This is a genomic window from Vibrio orientalis CIP 102891 = ATCC 33934 (genome assembly GCF_000176235.1).
Classification (GTDB): Bacteria; Pseudomonadota; Gammaproteobacteria; order Enterobacterales; family Vibrionaceae; genus Vibrio; species Vibrio orientalis.
In genome coordinates this window covers 1,226,449-1,244,511 of the sequence record NZ_ACZV01000004.1, presented here as the reverse complement: position 1 = coordinate 1,244,511, position 18,063 = coordinate 1,226,449, and the positions used below count along the sequence as shown (strand labels likewise).

The window sequence follows — 18,063 nt, the reverse complement described above, 5'->3', positions numbered from 1 at the left end:
CACAACAGTTTATTTCGACTATTCAGGCTGGCCGCACTTGGCCAGCCATGGAGCTCAAGATGTTTAAGAAGATAATTGATAATATTGAAGAGATCTTAACCGTACCTTTAATGGTTGCATTGTTAGTGGTACTGACATGGCAAATTGGTACTCGTTGGTTGTTAAATGATCCTTCTCTTTGGAGTGAAGAACTCGCCCGAGTTCTATTTATGTACATGTCGTTAATTGGCTGTGCGATTGCGATTAAGCGCAATACACACGTCAACATCACTTTTTTCTCAGATAAATTGCCTGAAAAAGCCCGTTTGGCATTAGTGCTGTCACTAGAGGTCGCGGTGCTGTTTTCTATCATCGCCATCATCTATTTAGGCTACCAACATGTTCAACGAACTGCGTTCTTCGAGTTAATTACTTTAGGGGTATCAAGCAGCTGGATGAACTATAGCTTGCCGTTAGGTGGATTGTTCATGGTGTTCAGACAGCTTGAGAAAATGTTTGGACTTTCAAAGCAACTTTTTGGTTGTACTAAAGATGCGCAGGCATCGAATTCGCAAATGGCACAGAGGTAGGGAATCCTTATGGCAGGTTCAATTTTTGGCTGGCTAGGGCTGCTGTTTGCAGGTATGCCAGTGGGCTTTTCACTAATTTTCGTTGCATTGGTGTTCTTGCTTGTTACCAATAGCATAGGTATTAACTTTGCTGCTCAACAAATGCTGGGTGGTATCGACAACTTCACATTGTTGGCGGTTCCGTTTTTTGTTTTGACTGGTCACTTGATGAATAGTGCGGGCATTACAGAGCGAATCTTTAACTTTGCTAAATCTATGGTTGGTCATATTACGGGCAGTTTGGGTCACGTAAACATCATGGCGAGCCTACTATTTTCTGGTATGTCTGGTTCGGCTTTAGCCGATGCTGGTGGTTTAGGACAACTCGAAATTAAGTCGATGCGTGATGCAAAGTATGACGATGATTTCGCCGGTGGTTTGACCGCGGCTTCTTGTATTATTGGTCCATTGGTTCCCCCTTCAATTCCCTTGGTCATTTATGGTGTAGTCTCAAACACTTCCATCGGTGCTTTATTTTTAGCAGGTGCAATACCTGGCCTACTGTGCTGTGTCGCTCTAATGACAATGAGCTATTTTATTTGTAAAAAGCGTGGCTATATGACATTGCCGCGTGCATCACGTAAAGCGCAGCTAAGATCATTTAAAGAAGCGTTCTTATCGCTACTGACTCCGGTAATCATTATTGGTGGTATTTTCTCAGGTAAGTTTACGCCAACGGAAGCGGCTGTCGTTTCTTCTCTTTACGCTTTGTTCTTAGGTACAGTCGTGTACAAGCAGCTTACGTTAAGTGGCTTTGTTGAAATTTTAAGAGAAACGGTTAACACCACGGCTGTGGTTGCACTAATGGTCATGGGTGTGACTGTGTTTGGTTGGATTGTTGCGCGTGAACAATTACCGCAAATGCTGGCTGATTACTTCTTAACCATCAGTGATAACCCGCTAGTTTTATTGCTACTTATTAACTTACTCCTGCTGTTCTTGGGAACCTTTATCGAATCATTGGCGCTATTGCTGCTGCTGGTTCCTTTCCTAGTGCCTGTAGCGGGTGCAGTGGGTATCGACCCAGTTCACTTTGGTGTAATGGCAATCTTAAACCTGATGATCGGTATCTTAACTCCACCGATGGGCATGGCGTTATACGTCGTATCGCGTGTGGGTGACATTCCATTCCACGTTTTGACGCGCGGTGTTATTCCATTGCTTGTGCCGCTATTTATCGTGCTTGCACTCGTTGCTGTTTTCCCTCAATTCACTCTGTTGCTTCCTGAAATCTTCTTGGGCTACGGACAGTAGAAACAAAATTATTAAAGGTATTAAAAATGAATAAGTTAACTGGCCTAATTGCCGCTCCCCACACCCCGTTCGACGCAAACAATAAAGTCAACTTTGCGGCAATCGACCAAATTGCCGCGCTACTGATTGATCAAGGCGTTAAGGGGGCTTATGTATGTGGCACAACCGGAGAAGGGATTCATTGTTCTGTAGAAGAACGTAAAGCGATAGCAGAACGCTGGGTGAAAGCGGCAGATGGCAAGCTTGATTTGATTCTGCATACTGGCGCTCTGAGCATTGTCGATACGCTTAACTTAACTGAGCATGCGGAAACGCTCGATATTTTAGCAACTTCAGCAATCGGACCATGTTTCTTTAAGCCGGGTAGCGTTGATGATCTTGTCGATTATTGCGCGCAGGTTGCGGCTGCCGCACCATCGAAGGGTTTCTACTACTACCACTCTGGTATGTCTGGGGTAAATCTTGATTTAGAGCAGTTTTTAATCAAAGGTGAACAGCGTATTCCGAACCTATCAGGTGCTAAGTTCAACAACGCTGATCTGTATGAATACCAACGCTGCGTGCGCGTTTCTGGTGGCAAATTTGATATTCCTTTCGGTGTAGATGAGTTTCTGCCTGCGGGCCTTGCGGTAGGCGCAGTCGGTGCGGTTGGTAGTACCTACAACTATGCTGCTCCGCTTTACCTAAAGATTATTGAAGCGTTTAACCAAGGTAAGCATGACGAAGTAGCTGCATTGATGGATAAAGTCATCGCGATAATTCGTGTGTTGGTTGAGTATGGTGGTGTTGCCGCAGGTAAAGTAGCGATGCAGCTGCACGGTATTGATGCGGGTGACCCTCGCCAACCAATCCGTGCACTAAGCGCAAACCAAAAAGCCGATGTATTGGCGAAACTGCGCGACGTAAACTTTCTCTAACTAAATCAAAGGGGGAGGCTTGCCTCCCTCACATTGATGCTTCTAATTCTCAGAGGTTTATATGCAGGGCATTTACCTTCCCTTGATGACACCATTTTCATCTAATGGTTTGCTGCAACTTGATAAAATTCCCGCGATGGTCGAGCACCATATCACGCAAGGTGTACATGGATTCTATATCGGCGGTAGCTCATCAGAATGTTTTATGATGAGTATTGATGAGCGAAAACAGGTGCTCAATGCGGTTTCCTCAGTCAATAATGGACGTGTTCCAATGATTGCTCATGTTGGCACCATTGCATTGCATGAGTCTTTACAGCTAATCGATAGTGCGGTTGCTGCGGACTATGATGCCATTTCGGCAACGCCACCTTTTTACTACGGTTTCAGTAAGGCTGAAGTGATTCACTATTATAAGAGCCTTGCTCAATACTCGCCCATTCCCTTGTTGCTCTACAATATTCCGGGCACGACAGGTGTTACCTTTGAGCACCAAGAACTGCTGCAACTGTCAGAGTTAGAGAATGTAGTTGGCATCAAACACACCACTACCGATATGTTTTTTGTCGAGAGATTACGTCAGGCAAAACCGGAAAGTATTATCTTTCATGGTGAAGATACTATGCTCATCAGTGGTTTACAGATGGGAGCCAGTGGAGGGATTGGTAGTACCTATAACTTGATGTCAAAGCAATACGTCGAGCTTTACCAAGCGGTGAGAGAAGGCCATTTAGACAAAGCATTAGAACGCCAAAAGCAGGTCAATCGAGTGACGGAAGTCTTGCTCGATGTTGGAGTTTACCAAGGCATTAAGTATGCGATGGGAGAACTCGGTATCGACTATGGTGAATGCAGAGCGCCTTTCCTTGGGCTAGATAGTGAAGGCAAAAACAAGATCAACAAGATGATTGAAACTTTTAGTTTTAATAACTTTATTTGATTATCAAGCCAATGCTGGTGTTCAAAACAGATTGAGTTTGATACTTTTAGCTCAGCCATATAAATGTAAAGAGGCCTTCGTGAATTCGCCTAAAAATCTATTAGTTCGATTGCGTTCTAATATTGAGCCGTTGAGTAAAAAACTAAGACTAGTTGCGGATTACGTACTAGAGAACGCTCATGACGTTCAGTTTCAAACCATTACCGATCTTGCTCGTAATACTCAAACGAGTGAAGCGACGGTAGTGCGTTTATGTCGCGATATGGGCTACAAAGGTTATTCTGATTTCAGAATGGCACTGGCGGTTGATTTAAGCCAGACGGCCTCGCAGAATCAAACTCCAATGGAAGGTGATATCTGCGATATCTCTGCGCAAAGTGCCGTCGATAGCCTGCAAGATACTGCCAAATTGATTGACCGTAAATCATTGATGCGTATCTGCGAACTGGTTCATAGTGCGCGATTCATCGGCTGTGTCGGCGTCGGTGCATCAAGTATTGTCGGGCGTTACTTAGCTTATCGTTTAGTACGTATTGGCAAAAAGGCCATCATGTACGAGGACACGCACTTGGCTGCAATGAGTGCGGGCCGCAGTGACAGTGGCGATATGTGGTTTTCCGTGTCGAGCTCAGGCTCAACCAAAGAGGTTATCCACGCAGCGACACAAGCCCATCGACGCGGTGTCCCTGTTGTCTCATTAACCAACATTAGTCATAGTCCGCTCTCGGCTATTTCCGATGAACTGCTCGTAGCAGCAAGGCCAGAAGGTCCGTTGACAGGCGGTGCATTCGCATCCAAAGTTGGCGCGCTCTTATTGGTTGATGCTCTGATCAATACCTTATTAGACAGCTATCCTGAATATACTGAATCAGTAATGGAGACGGCGGAAGTGGTTCTGCCATTAATGAAGTAACTCTATTTTATTGATTTAAAAGTCATTATTAAAAGCTCATCGAAATGATGGGCTTTTATTTTATTTAATGGTGAAAATGTTTTTTATTGCCAAGTCGATCAAAGAAATATTTTTTCATTGATCAATAATTAGTATGAATTTTGTACAAAGGCGCAACAGGAAATGACTGCGCCAATCCATGACCGAATGAGTGGTAGGGTCACCCAATAAGGAAATAACAATAATGACTATCAAAAACTCAATACTTCATACACCTTTGCTTGCTGCTTCTCTGGTGTTGAGTGTTAACGCACTGGCTGCAAATGAGTGGCCTGATCTTCCTGTAGGCATTAAAAGTGGCGTGAGCGCCCAAGCGGGCAATAAAGTCTTCGTTGGACTCGGTTCGGCGGGACAAGACTTTTACATGCTTGATCTAAATAACCTATCTCAAGGTTGGCAAAAAAGAGCTGATTTTAGTGGTCCTGCCCGCAATGGGGCGACGGCATCTGTGATTGGCAACGAAATTTATGTCTTTGGTGGCTCAGGTAAGATCAACGCGTCTGATGCGGCGCCAATCTTGTTTGATAGTGTATATCGATATGATGTTGAATCAGACGCTTGGGCGCAAGCGAATACGACTTCTCCCGTGGGTCTACTAGGTGCCGCGTCCTATTCGCCGGACGGTAAACAAGTGGTCTTTTTTGGTGGATACAACAAAGCTTACTTTGACCAATATCTTAATGACGTACTGACGACGGATAAAAAAGCCGAACCAGAAGCTTGGCAGAAAATCGTCGATGACTACATGGGGATGAAACCGACGGATTATAAATGGAATCGCCAAGTTTTAAGCTACCAACCTGAGACAGGTAAGTGGAGTGATCTTGGCCAGTCACCGTATTTACCAAATTGTGGTAGTGCTCTGGTCGCTAAGGGTGAACAGGCTCTGTTGATTAGCGGAGAAATAAAACCCGGCCTAAGAACAGCAGAGGTCAAAACATATCGATTTGGCCGAGAGCAACCGTGGCAAAGCTTACACGCGATGCCAGCACCTAAGTCTTTAGAGGTGCAAGAAGGGGTAGCAGGGGCGTTCGCAGGTGAGAGTAATGGTGTGGTGATTGTTGCTGGTGGAGCCAACTTCCATGGCGCTAAATCTGCTTTTGAGAGCGGGAAAATGTTCGCTCATGATGGATTCAGTAAAGCATTCAACCCAGAGATTTATGTGCAAAAAGAAGGCTTGTGGACTCAAGTGAATAACCTGCCAGAGGGCCTTGCCTATGGAGCGTCATTTAATGCGTCGAAAGGTGTATTGATTGCCGGTGGTGAAAAGAGCGACCGCAGTGCCAGCAATAAAGTCTATATGCTGTCGTGGAATGGCTCATCAGTAGACATTAACGATTAAGGGAGTCATAGGATGTCGTTACTCATTGAAGATTTTCCACCCTTACCATGCGGGGTGAAAAACGGGGTAGGAGGTGTTATCGGCAACACGCTCTACACTGGTTTAGGGAGCGCAGGGAAGCGCCTATTTTTCTATGATTTAGATTGCCCTGAACATGGCTGGCAAAGCGCTGCAGAGTTTCCTGGAGTGGCTCGAAATGACGCGGCTTACACAGTGAGTAATGACAGACTGTATGTTTTCTCTGGAGCGGGATGTTTAAGTTCAGAACAGCCGCCTGTGGTGCTTGATGATGGTTATGTCTATGACCCGAAAATCGATCAATGGGACAAACTGAACACTCAAACACCAGTGGGTTTCTTAGGCGCTTCAGCATGCGAGTTAGAACCGGGTCGGTTGGTGTTTTTCGGTGGTTACTGCAAAGAGACATTTGATACGTTTCTCGCGGCAATTTCACAGCTTGATCCTAAGACTGAACAAGAAAAGCATCGCGCTATGCTAACGGAATTTATGTCTCGTCCGATTAAAGCCTACGGGTGGAATCAAAACATCTGGCAGTTTGAAACGACTCTGCAGAAGTGGTCGATCGTCGCGGATAATATTTTTCCAGCTAACTGTGGTGCAGGGATCGTGCGTCAGGGTAACAGTATTACGCTGGTTGAAGGTGAAGTTAAACCAGGGCTTAGAAGCTTAGAGACCAAGCGATTTGAGTTTCAATCTCCACATAACCTCAGCTCTACAAAATTGCCCTCAATACAGCAAGCCGCTAACAACCATGAAGGCTTAGCAGGTCACTTCTGTGGCATGGTGAATCACCAGATTATTGCAGCCGGTGGGGCGTTCTTCATCGGCAGTCAACGAAATTTCCTGAAAGGGCAGTGGTACAGCCATCAAGGATTGACCAAACACTACAACAATCAAGTATGGCGATTCGATGGCAACAAGTGGCACCAAGCGACCTCAATACCTGAAGGTGTTGCTTACGGTGTGTCGATTTCAACCAACAACAAAATGTACTTATTAGGAGGTGAAGGTAGTAACGGACAAGCTCAATCAAGTTGTTACGCGATCACTTGGGTGTAGTGTTTCCCCCTATAAAACTACACTGACAAAAAAGGGAAGTGCCCGTTGCACTTCCCTTTATTTTTATGCTTGGAAGGTATTTAGCACCACTTGGTTTCGACCTAACCCCTTAGCTTGATACAGCGCTTTATCTGCTCTACCAACGGAGATGTGCTGGCTGTCCCTATTGAGGGTAATACCAATGCTGACGGTGTATTGCACTGGAACGTCATCACAAACAAGCTTAGATTTCTCGACCAAGTGCCTAAACATCTCGCATTGCTCATACGCATCATTTTCATCATTGGCTCTAAACAGCACGCAGAACTCTTCTCCTCCAAAACGTGCCACACTGAGTGAGTTTGGTTTGGGAAAACACTTCTTCATTAAGTCTGCTGTGTGAATGATGACTTGATCGCCCACCAAGTGACCTAAGCTATCGTTAACTCGTTTAAAGTGGTCGATATCAATAATCGCTAAGTAAACATCTTCCTTGTCGATGTGTTTATCCAGCTTTTCTCTCAAGGTTAGCTTATTGTCTAGGTGAGTCATGACATCTTTACTGCGCAGTTTTTTGTGTAGCAGTAAATTGGTTAGAGCAACCTCTGAGTAATCTCGGATCATGCGCAGGATACTGCGATAGGTCGGAAAGGCGGCTTGCATATAGATTACCCCAATCAGACTCTTTTTATCGAATAAGGGAATGGTGTAGTGGCGCGAGTTTATCCGCAGCTTTTTCGCTAAAGGATCAGCGTATTGCTTCCCCGTGTAGCTTAAAGAGCTAGGTGAGAAATGCTTAGCAAACTCCCTGTCTCTGAGGATGATACTAGTGTTGCCATGATAGTCGACCGTCGTGAAGTGTCCGTAGTCGGCATCATAGAAGCAGAGTTGAATGCCTTTGTGGTGGCAGAAGCGATCTAAGATCTCTCTTAATTTGTGCTTAAAGTCGACCAGCTCTTCTTTGTTATTAAGCTCCGCCAAACTAGTGTTGAGCTGATAGGTTAAGTAGTTGATGACAATTGCCAAAAATAGCAGTGATGCAATAACGATAGCCGTCAATGAGAACTGGTAAGAAGAAGAGAGAATATCTGAGCGATCGGTGCCTGAGATAAACACCCATTTGTATGGATTGTCACCGTCGTAGACAGCCATTTTGAATTGGCCTTTGTAGTAGTACTCGTGTTTTCCAAACAATAAGCCACTGTTGATTTGTTCGCTGATCCCGGCGTGGTAGCTCACTGAAGGGGTGCCAATGCGCTTAGGATCAGGATGGAAGGCGAGTCTGCCCGTGGTGCTGTCCACGACAAAAACGTAACCCTCATTTAGTGTACGTAGCCCGCGTAAACTTTGTGTGGTGTATTTTAGGTCGAACTCCAACCAGATTTCGTTGGCGTTGTCTTGGGTGTATTTGACTGCGAATACCCACTCTTGAGGCGTTTTTTGATAGATAGATGAGACGGCTAAGTGCTCGGCGATACCATCGAGAGGACGCCAAGTAATATCAGGGTTCTTTTCTGCGGCAGTGGAGTTAAGTAGTGCGGAACGATATTGGTTAGTTTCACGATTGACATAGATAATGTCACTGTATGTGGGTGTGTGTTTCAATATCCGTTTGGAGATGGAGTCGAATTCAGAAACTGAAGATGTGTCGTCCAATAAGTAGAGTTTACTTGAAGCGGCTTCCACTTGGGAAAAGATAAGCTCAGAACCGGTTTTGAGATTGGAATAGGATTGCTGATAAGCGATGTGTTCTGATTTATTAAGCTGCTGATAGGCCGCGTAAATCATTCCTATCACGAGCAGTATGATATACGGCCTGAGCGTGCGAATAAGAAACTTGGGTAAAGCCATTATGTGCCAACTGATTGATGAGAAAGTATTGTAATTATGCGCCGTATAGTAAACGGATCTCTCAAGCACATCAATGCATATTAATCTAGTGAATGAGCTCTATTTGTTTATAAATTGAGTGATATGTCACCATACCACTCAATTATGTGAAGTTAAGCGTTAGCAAAAAAGATGGCTAATGAAGATGGGGCAACAAGAACTTGTTTGTTGTCGATGGTTTTGTGCAACTCGTGATCATCGGTATTGCAGATCATCGTCCACTCTTTACCTTGTGAGGTGGGTAGAGTAAAACGAGCAGGGGCATTGGTTTGGTTGATACAATAAAACAGTTCCTCTCCTTGCTTACCGATCCCCAAATGTAGTGCCACTGAGCTCAATCGATTCCAGTCATCATGTTCCATGAAGCTACCATCAATTCTGCGCCAGTAGATGCGGTTGGTATTGCGACTTTCTCCGCTGAATGCGCGAATAAAAGGCACCATGTACTCTTGACGAGCTTTGACCATCTCGGCCAACCAAGCTTTAAACGTATCTTTGGGGGCTGAGTCTGACCAGTCTAACCAGCTAAGCTCGTTGTCTTGGCAGTAGGCGTTGTTATTGCCTTGCTGAGTATGGGAAAGTACATCTGCGGTTAAGATATGTGGAATACCAAAGGCGAAAAGTAGGCTCGCCATAAAATTACGTTTCTGCTTTTCACGCTTTTCTAAAATAGCGGGGTTTTCCGTTGCACCTTCTACTCCATAGTTATCTGAGCGATTGTCACCATGGCCGTCGCGGTTTTGTTCACCATTTGCTTCGTTATGTTTGTGTTTGTAAGAGACGAGGTCTTGCATACAGAAGCCATCATGGTAAGTGATGTAATTAACGGTAAGCTTATAAGGCCAATTTGCTGCGCTGTAGAGATCGCGTGAACCCATTATTCGAGTAGCGAACTCTTTTAGGAAGCCTTGATCGCCACGCCAGAAACTCCGTGTTATATCGCGTAGGCGGTCATTACATTCATTCCAGCCAAATGGGAAGTTACCTACTTGATAACCATTTGGGCCGATATCCCATGGCTCAGCAATCAGTTTAACTTCTCGTAGAACCGGATCTTGAGCCACGGCTTTAAAGAATGCAGACTCAGGACTAAAGTGTTCGCCATGTCGCCCTAAAGTGGCGGCTAAGTCAAAACGGAAGCCATCGACTTGGTACTCATTAACCCAGTAGCGTAGCGTATCCATGACTAGATTTAATGAAGGTTGATATGAAAGATCAACCGTATTACCACAGCCAGTATAGTTAGCGTAATGCTCACCATGTTTGATGTAGTAACGCTCATCTAATGCTTTTAAATTGAAGGTTGGCCCGTCGGCTCCTCCTTCTGCAGTGTGGTTGTAGACGACGTCGAAAATGACTTCAATACCGTTACGGTGTAGTTCACGAATCGCGGTTTTGAGTTCGCTGACCGCATCTTTATTTGCATACCTTGGATCCGGCACCATAAACAGGTAAGGGTTGTAACCCCAGTAGTTTACCTTGTCCATTTTAAGTAGATGGGGCTCATGCATACACGCTGCAACAGGCAACAATTGCAGTGTGTTGATGTTCTGCTGTTTGTAGAATTCAATCATTGCAGGGCTGACAAGACCTAGATAGCACCCTTGTTCTTGCGCTGGGACTTTTGGGTTGAGCTTTGAAATGCCTTTTACATGAGTCTCAAATAAAACCATCTCTTCACGAGGGCGGTTCGGCTTTGCTACTCCTTGCCAATCGAAACTATCATCCACCACAACACATTTAGCGAGAGCAAAGCTGGTTTCATGGTCAAAAGGGAGAGTGTAGTGAAGCGGCTTTTCTAGTGCTTTGGCATAAGGGTCGGCAATAAGGAGTGGCTTGCCGTTTTCCTCGACAATATAAGCGTATTTTTGTCCAGCTTTTATATCTGGCAGATATGTGAACCGAATACCTGCGTATTCTTGCTCTAAAGCGAAGGTTCTAAACTCTCCGTTATCGTCAAAAATGGCGAGTTGGATGTTCTTGGCCTTTGGAGCAAATATAGAAAAGTTACACCCGTGATTATCTGGTGTGGCACCCAAAGGGTATGGACGAGAGCACTGCATCATTATGGCTTACTAATAATTTATTTATTGCTTGAGCTTTAGTTAATAGGTTTGCTAACAGTAGGTCAAGCTCCATTCTAAAAAAGAATAACTGTAATTTTGTTTCACTAATTTGATGTTATTTATATAAATAGTGAGCTACTTGGCATTTTGATCTAACTAATTTTCCTCTGACGTTCGAACTCACCCCTATTATTGTGATTTAGTGCTTAAAAATATCGTTCTGTAAATTTTCTCATCCTTTCTCATCCCCCCAAATTATTTCTCATCTGGAGGAGTCGGTTTTTCTACTCCCCAGTTAATCTTGCTTCAGTTGAAACAGAGAGGGACTAAGACATGAGCCCTAGTCCCGCCTTACCTCTCTTTAGCAACAATCTGTTACTGCCTTGCAGAGTGGACCGAAAGAGAGCTAAAAAATAAAAATCTCTAAATGGAGTTAATAATGAAAAAAGTAAGTGTAATTGCTGCTGCAGTGGCTGCGACTTTAGCTGCAGGTTCAGCATTCGCAGTGGATTTTAACGGCTACTTCCGCGCTGGTACGGGTATTAGTGGTAATGGTGAGTCTGATCTTTCAGTCAACAAAAATGGTGTTGGTCGTCTAGGTAATGAAAACGACAACTACTATGAGTTTGGTTTTTCTGAAGAGCTGAAAACCGGTGAGCAAACTTGGCGCGTAGAGTCGATGATTGCACAGGGTAATAGCGGTGCAAGTGGCTGGGAAGATGGCGATTTTAACGTTGCTCAATTCGCAGTTAAAGCGAAAGGCCTGATTGCTGCAGACACAGACGCAACAATGTGGGCAGGTAAGACTTACTACCAACGTAAAGACATCCACATCACTGACTTCTACTACCTAAACACGTCTGGTACTGGTGGCGGTATCGAAAACCTATCAATTGGTGATCAGAAACTATCTCTAGCATTAATTCAAGACGGTGAAGATGATAATGGCGCAGGCTACATCTTTGACGCTCGCCTAGCGAATATCGGCCTATGGTCTGATGCTTCACTAGAACTAGCGCTTGCGTACAACTTTGCGACAGAAAAAGATGATAAGAACTACGACGGTGACGACGGCGTTCTTGCTACAGCGGTTGTTCATCAGGGAATGAGCAATGGCTTTAACCAAACTGTATTCCAATATGGTACAGCGGGCTACGGTGTTCAAGCTGCTAACTTCTGGGGCGCAGGTACTTATTACGACCGCTCAGGCGCTCATAACGATGCGACTGGTTTCCGTATCATCAACTGGGGTGTAATGAACCTTGGTGAAAGCTGGGAAATGGGTCATCAGCTAGCATATCTAGCAGGTTCTGATATCGGCGGTACTGACTCAGATGGCAACATCACAGGCCAAAAGCTTGATATCGACCAGTACTCAGTTGTTGTTCGTCCAATGTACAAGTGGAACGATACAATGCGTACTGTCTTTGAAGCGGGTTACAATGCAGGTGAGAAGATTGCAAGTAATGGTCTAGAGAAAGAAGACTTCGGTAATACTAAACTGACTGTAGCTCAAGCATGGGCAATGGGTGATAGCTTCTGGGCTCGTCCTGAACTGCGTGTTTACGGCTCATACATTACTGATACTGAAAACGACGACGCATTTGGTACTGGCGAAGATTCTGAGTACGTAGTAGGTATTCAGGTTGAAGCTTGGTGGTAATAGGCGGATTACTGTCCAAATCGCCTAGTCCGTAACTTGTTAGCCGGCCCTGAACTGCCGGCTATTTTTCTAAGTATTTGTTGGTAGGCTTTGATGATTCGAAATCAGCTATCCTGCGAGTTCTTAGCAAAATAACAAAAGGACAAACTATGTATTTACGTGCCCTCGTTCTTAGCAGCTGTGTTGCGTTAACCGCTTGCCAAACAGCCCCGACTCCTGAGCATGTTCAGCTATCTCAAGCTGAACAAGTAAGCTCTGTTTCCAATTTGCAATCTGTCGCAATGAAGCTGCCTAGCTCAGCGACAGTAGAAATAACAGATAATTCTCAACGTTTTAAAGGTATCGGAATCGATAGTCCGGTTGCCGTTTTTGAGCTGCCAGCAAACCGCGGCGAGTTTTCGATTGAAATTACTAGCCTTATCGGCGATACCGCATTTTCTCCGCGAGCCGTCATCGTAGATAAATCGGGAAAGGTGCTTGAAACGTACGACAACAATAAATTTGTTTATGAGAAACCACGATTAAATTTAGGCAATCGTCTGGTAGCCGAGTTTGACTTTTTTCCACCGACGGGAACAGAGTCTGTTTATTTAGTGGTTTACAGTGATGATTCTGAATTAGGCAAGTTTACCAATGTTATTCATCCGGCTCGGTTGGATGCAGAAGGTCGCGGCAACTATTTACCTGAAGTGAAAGACATCCCAATTCCAAATGCATTGGTTGGAAAAATAGAGGTTTCAATTGATCGCGTCAGCCTGTTTTCACTCTCGAGACCGACGACAGACGATGCGCCACTTAAGCCATCACTAGCTTCAACTCCAGAAGTGATTCAACCTGAAACTCAAACCTATTATCACAACGCGATTATTGCTGCAGTCGAATCGAATGATTTAGACAAAGCTTTGGCGCTACTTGAAGAAGCGAAAGCGTTAAATATTGATAGTGCTCAGCAAGTGTTTATTAAAGCGGTTAACGCTCAATAACGTATGAAAAATGTGGAATATTGAGTCGTGATATTGATTTATTGCGACTCATATTCTAGGAAAGTTCCCATAAAATAACAAAAACGTGACATGTGTCACTTTTTATTTTTAGTGCAAATATGGCTTTAAAAATCATAGATAATTCATATGGTTAAAAAGTACTGATATTTTTGCTGATTGGGTTATTTCACTAAAAGATAGTCAATAAGCACTTGGTTGCACTTCATTTTTCTTGTTTCCGTACTACGTTTTAGTTGTTCGTGCAGTTTTCGGTCGTTAGCGGCTGATTCGAACGTGGTTAAACCAAATACGGACATTAAAAATGAATACTAAATTATTAGTCGCAACCATCGCGGCAACAGCATGTGGTACAAACGCTTTCGCAGCCGAGATCTACAACAGCGAAGGTTCAACTATTTCTCTTGGCGGTTATGTCGATGTCGGCATTGGTGAATATTCCAGTGACGAAGTTGAAGTCCACCAAGTATCTCCTCGATTGAATGTGTCTGGGACACAAGATGTTGGTAACGGCATTACGGTCGATGCAAAAGGAGAATGGGCACTTAAATACCTTGATGGGGGTGATACATCTTTCACAACCCGTCTTGGTTACATTGGTATGACGCACGAGCAAGCGGGTCGTTTGGCGTTAGGTACTCAATGGTCTCCATACTATGACGTTGCTGGCGTAGCCGATATGCCAATTGCGTTTGCCAATGATTTCCTTTATGTCAACCATGGCAACTTAGCGACAGGTCGTGGTGATAAAATGGTCACTTACCGTAAAGGCTTCGCATTTGGTGAAGATATGTCACTAGACTTTGGTCTGGGTTGGCAAGGCAAGCATACCGAGACGGTCACCAACGTTGGCGTTTATGACGCTCGCGGACAAGTTGCGGTTTCATTCTCCATGATGGGTGCTTCACTGGGTTACGTATACAACGGCGGTGAAGTTAGCAATGTTGATGCGGAGTCGCATGTTGTTTCACTAAAATACGGTAGTTACGGAGATGGTATCTACGCAGCTCTTGTTTACGGAGACAATGAAAACTTCTACGCAGGTAACTATGAGTCTGAGCAATCGGAAGCATTACTTGCGTACGGGCTTGGCAATGGACTTAACCTGAGTGTGAACTATGAAAATGTCGAAGCGAAAGCATTGTCATCTTCGAGCAAGCAGACCCAGTTCAGTCAAAGTGCACTTCAGGCTGAATATAACTTCACACCGAAGCTGGTTGGTTTCGCGGGTTATCAAATTGACCTAGGTGATGACGATCCGTCGACTGAAGATGATGACAAATGGACGATTGGTGCACGTTACTTCCTATAACAACGGTTCTACTGCCTTAACACAATAATCGTGTTGACGCCTATCCACTCTTGGATAGGCGTTTTTCTATCTTATGAGCAACACTCTGCTTGTCGCGCTAACGATCAATATTGTTGGCATAGCTCTTAATTTTGCCTCCTCGAGCAACACTTTAATGATTGATTCGATTAGAATACGAGCACTTTAATCAATGAGCTCAAGGATGGTGAGATGACTTCAGTTAAACTTGGAAATACCTATGTTAAGCCAACAAAAATACTCTGTGTTGGACGCAATTATCTTGAGCATATCCAAGAACTGAATAATGCCATTCCTGATCAAATGGTGGTGTTTTCCAAACCACCCACATCCATTACTTCCCAGTTACACGCTTTTCATCAAGAACGCCTGCACTATGAAGGTGAGATCTGTTTTATTGTTGAGCAAGGCCAACTTACCGCAGTTGGTTTAGGTCTAGATCTGACCAAGCGTGAACTTCAGTCGAGCTTGAAATCGAAAGGGTTACCATGGGAGCGAGCAAAAGCATTTGATGGCTCTGCGGTATTTAGCCGTTTTGTACCGCTCAATGGGGTCGATCTTGAGTCACTCGAAATCGAACTGTTCATTAACTGTGTTCGAGTACAAAAAGGTTCGGTGAAACAGATGATGTATTCACCACAAGCGATCCTAGATGAGCTAAAAACCTATACCACCCTTTGTGATGGTGACATCATCATGACCGGTACACCGCAAGGTGTTGGAGAAGTACACGCCGATGATGTTTTCTTAGCTCGCTTGAAGTTAGCCGAGACAACGCTTATCGAAATTGAATGGGTTGCACAGTAAATTCCTGCTTTACCTTCACCTATGGTTAAGCTTTATCTTCTATTGGAGCATCAAGCACAGGGGGAGATGAAATGGGATGTTGTAATCAAGCACCAAAAGGCGGAAGCACCAATCTGGGTTTGTTGATTAAAAGTATCGCCGCGTTGGCAGTGATACTTTTTTTGTTGGCCGCTGTCTTTGGTTAGAGCAGTTTTAAGCACAGAAAGAGCACCATACTGACAATCGTAGTGAGCAGTACATTCTTAGTTTTCCAGGCTAGCAACGCTGCTGCAATTGCTCCGATTAGATACGGGTTGGATGGCGCGAGCCATAGCTCTTTTTCTGGCATGAATACGATCGGCGCCCAAATAGCAGTGAGTACCGCAGGGCTAGAGTAAGCCAGTAATCTCTGAGTGGCTGGATTTAACCGCAAAGGTAGCTTTGGTTCAAGAAACAGGTAACGGCTTAAAAAGACCAACACTGTCATTGCAAGAATTGACCACATGATCATGATTGGCCTCCTTTTAACTGTTCTGCGCAGTAGCCAGCCAACATGCCAGCCACGCTTGCTATCATTAATCCTGACTCGATCCCCTGAGCGTAACAGGCAACAGACGTGACCAATGAAACGGCGACGGCTATCAGTGTCGGGGATGTTTTTACATTAGGTACGACAATCGCAATAAAGGTCGCCGCAACCGCAAATTCTAGCCCTAGCTCATTAAGGGCAGGGATATAACTGCCCGCTACTATCCCGGCAAAGGTCGCAATGTTCCAACAAAGATAAAAACTTAGCCCTGCCCCTAGTGCATACCAACGATTAAATTGTTTTTCTGATTGCTGCCCACATATGGCAAACAGCTCATCTGTTAGCAGAAACCCTAGCCCTAATCGCCATTTTAACGGCAGTGGTGCGATACGATCTCGCATTGAAACGCTATAGAGTAAATGGCGAGAGGTGATAAACAGTATCGCAAGTAACATGGTGGCTAGCGAAGCGCCCGCTTTGAACATCCCAGTGGCGACGAGTTGTGCTGAACCAGCAAAGAGAATTGCCGATAGTGCTTGGCTTTCGACAACCGTTAGCCCTGACTCTATCGCAAAAGAGCCGGCTAATAGTCCCCAAGGAATCACAGCGACGCTTAACGGCACCATGGCGAGTGACCCTTGCCAAAAGAGTTGTGAACGGCTTAACGATGAGTTGGATTCGATAGTCATGGTGCTCATGGTTGTTTTCGGGGTTGGTGAGTGGTCAGGGTATTTACTCATGGACGGAGTTTGCGGGCTTGTACATTATTGCTCAACCATAACAAACCTTCGCCAGTTGAGTTTAAGTTCCGATGAACTGTTTAGGGGTCACCCCCATAGCGCGCTTGAAGTGTCGATGAAAATGACTTTGGTCATGAAAGCCACATTCTTGCGCGACATCTGAAATCGTCAATCCTTTGCGAAGGAGCTGCTTAGCGACCCTTAACCTCGCTTGGATCTGATAAGCGTGAGGAGGCAGCCCAAAGGCTTGCTGAAAGCTTCGAGTGAGATAATACGGGCTCAGCCCTGCGAGCTTTGACAGGTCATCTAGACTGACATCAGCTTGAGGGAAGTCATCAATAAACTCTTTAACTAATAGCAACTGCTTTTGACTGCGAGTCTTTGGCTGCCAATCAAGCTTGGTTTTACTATGGCGAGAAACGAGTTTGACGAGCGTGCCATAGATTAACGTCTCTCTAAGCAATTTATTTTCAGATTGCGCAAGCGTATCGAACACCAGTCGAAGCTGCTGGGCAAGTTCTGGATCATGGACAACAGGTTCTGGAAAGTAAGGAATAGATGACCCAGGGGTAAGCCCTTCAGTGATTTTTTCAAACTGCTCGGGTAAAGGGTACATGGCTTTGTATTCCCAGCCCCCTTCGCTTGCCGTTTGTCCATTATGTACTTCGTCTGCATTGACCAAGATGATGCTATCTTGCGGGGCAATATGGTTACCACCTGTTCGATAAAAGCGCTGAGCTCCTTTTTCTATTACACCAATGGTATAGCCTTCGTGACTATGGCGAGAAAAGTTCTGATTGGTGTATTTGGCATCCAGCAATTCAAGCCCACCTAGCTCATTAGCTAACTGGAAGCTGGCCGACTCTTTCTTACCGTGATTTGCCATGAGCTCTCCTTGCACTTTTCACATTACTCGGTGGACTGTTCAGTCTAGCTTAAAGCGAACCGTTATTTTTGTACAAAATTGCTCAATGCCACTGAAGTGA

General features: G+C 44.7%; 16 protein-coding genes. 11 read left to right on the top strand and 5 right to left on the bottom strand.

What is annotated here, in order from left to right; genetic code table 11:
* The first annotated feature begins 59 nt into the window (after window positions 1-59).
* From VIA_RS09085 to VIA_RS09055, 7 genes are all read left to right on the top strand, one after another.
* Window positions 60-569 carry a TRAP transporter small permease gene (locus tag VIA_RS09085; RefSeq protein ID WP_004412599.1) on the top strand — a complete coding sequence of 170 codons (510 nt, stop codon included), beginning with the start codon at window positions 60-62 and terminating at the stop codon, window positions 567-569.
* A 9-nt stretch (window positions 570-578) separates the two neighbouring features.
* The gene (locus tag VIA_RS09080; protein ID WP_004412597.1) at window positions 579-1,862 is read left to right on the top strand and encodes a TRAP transporter large permease; all 1,284 of its coding nucleotides are present in this window, start codon (window positions 579-581) and stop codon (window positions 1,860-1,862) included.
* Between the two features lie 26 nt (window positions 1,863-1,888).
* Window positions 1,889-2,779 carry a dihydrodipicolinate synthase family protein gene (locus tag VIA_RS09075; RefSeq protein ID WP_004412595.1) on the top strand — a complete coding sequence of 297 codons (891 nt, stop codon included), beginning with the start codon at window positions 1,889-1,891 and terminating at the stop codon, window positions 2,777-2,779.
* A gap of 61 nt (window positions 2,780-2,840) precedes the next feature.
* The gene (locus VIA_RS09070) at window positions 2,841-3,719 is read left to right on the top strand and encodes an N-acetylneuraminate lyase (protein WP_004412594.1); all 879 of its coding nucleotides are present in this window, start codon (window positions 2,841-2,843) and stop codon (window positions 3,717-3,719) included.
* Between the two features lie 79 nt (window positions 3,720-3,798).
* The gene (locus VIA_RS09065; RefSeq protein WP_004412593.1) at window positions 3,799-4,632 is read left to right on the top strand and encodes a MurR/RpiR family transcriptional regulator; all 834 of its coding nucleotides are present in this window, start codon (window positions 3,799-3,801) and stop codon (window positions 4,630-4,632) included.
* Window positions 4,633-4,855: 223 nt separating this feature from the next.
* The gene (locus VIA_RS09060; protein ID WP_004412591.1) at window positions 4,856-6,013 is read left to right on the top strand and encodes an N-acetylneuraminate epimerase; all 1,158 of its coding nucleotides are present in this window, start codon (window positions 4,856-4,858) and stop codon (window positions 6,011-6,013) included.
* 12 nt (window positions 6,014-6,025) lie between these two features.
* A complete protein-coding gene (locus tag VIA_RS09055) occupies window positions 6,026-7,093 on the top strand; it encodes a YjhT family mutarotase (RefSeq protein ID WP_004412589.1) in 1,068 nt (355 codons plus the stop codon).
* A 63-nt stretch (window positions 7,094-7,156) separates the two neighbouring features.
* Here the strand turns inward: VIA_RS09055 and VIA_RS09050 are convergent, their stop codons facing one another.
* Both VIA_RS09050 and glgX read right to left on the bottom strand, forming a co-directional pair.
* Window positions 7,157-8,860 (bottom strand): diguanylate cyclase domain-containing protein, encoded by a 1,704-nt coding sequence (locus VIA_RS09050; RefSeq protein ID WP_004416996.1) that lies wholly within the window; start codon window positions 8,858-8,860, stop codon window positions 7,157-7,159.
* A 215-nt stretch (window positions 8,861-9,075) separates the two neighbouring features.
* The gene (gene glgX / locus VIA_RS09045) at window positions 9,076-11,025 is read right to left on the bottom strand and encodes a glycogen debranching protein GlgX (protein WP_174269821.1); all 1,950 of its coding nucleotides are present in this window, start codon (window positions 11,023-11,025) and stop codon (window positions 9,076-9,078) included.
* 442 nt (window positions 11,026-11,467) lie between these two features.
* Between glgX and lamB the strand changes: the two genes are divergently transcribed.
* The 4 genes from lamB to VIA_RS09025 all read left to right on the top strand — a co-directional run bounded on the left by lamB (window position 11,468) and on the right by VIA_RS09025 (window position 15,829).
* Window positions 11,468-12,691, top strand: a complete 1,224-nt coding sequence (gene lamB, locus VIA_RS09040; protein ID WP_004412583.1) for a maltoporin LamB — start codon at window positions 11,468-11,470, stop codon at window positions 12,689-12,691.
* Between the two features lie 149 nt (window positions 12,692-12,840).
* Window positions 12,841-13,674 (top strand): MalM family protein, encoded by an 834-nt coding sequence (locus tag VIA_RS09035; RefSeq protein WP_004412581.1) that lies wholly within the window; start codon window positions 12,841-12,843, stop codon window positions 13,672-13,674.
* Window positions 13,675-13,996: 322 nt separating this feature from the next.
* Entirely contained in the window at window positions 13,997-15,004 is a 1,008-nt protein-coding gene (locus tag VIA_RS09030; RefSeq protein WP_004412577.1) for a porin, read from the top strand.
* A 210-nt stretch (window positions 15,005-15,214) separates the two neighbouring features.
* Window positions 15,215-15,829 carry a fumarylacetoacetate hydrolase family protein gene (locus tag VIA_RS09025; protein WP_004412575.1) on the top strand — a complete coding sequence of 205 codons (615 nt, stop codon included), beginning with the start codon at window positions 15,215-15,217 and terminating at the stop codon, window positions 15,827-15,829.
* Between the two features lie 181 nt (window positions 15,830-16,010).
* Here the strand turns inward: VIA_RS09025 and VIA_RS09020 are convergent, their stop codons facing one another.
* The 3 genes from VIA_RS09020 to VIA_RS09010 form a co-directional block, all read right to left on the bottom strand.
* Window positions 16,011-16,319 carry an AzlD domain-containing protein gene (locus VIA_RS09020; protein WP_004412574.1) on the bottom strand — a complete coding sequence of 103 codons (309 nt, stop codon included), beginning with the start codon at window positions 16,317-16,319 and terminating at the stop codon, window positions 16,011-16,013.
* Complete coding sequence (locus VIA_RS09015) at window positions 16,316-17,035, bottom strand: AzlC family ABC transporter permease (RefSeq protein WP_038211072.1); 720 nt, start codon at window positions 17,033-17,035, stop codon at window positions 16,316-16,318. The genes VIA_RS09020 and VIA_RS09015 overlap by 4 nt, the downstream gene beginning before the upstream one ends.
* Window positions 17,036-17,138: 103 nt before the next feature.
* Entirely contained in the window at window positions 17,139-17,963 is an 825-nt protein-coding gene (locus VIA_RS09010) for an AraC family transcriptional regulator (RefSeq protein ID WP_004412571.1), read from the bottom strand.
* Between the last annotated feature and the right edge of the window lie 100 nt (window positions 17,964-18,063).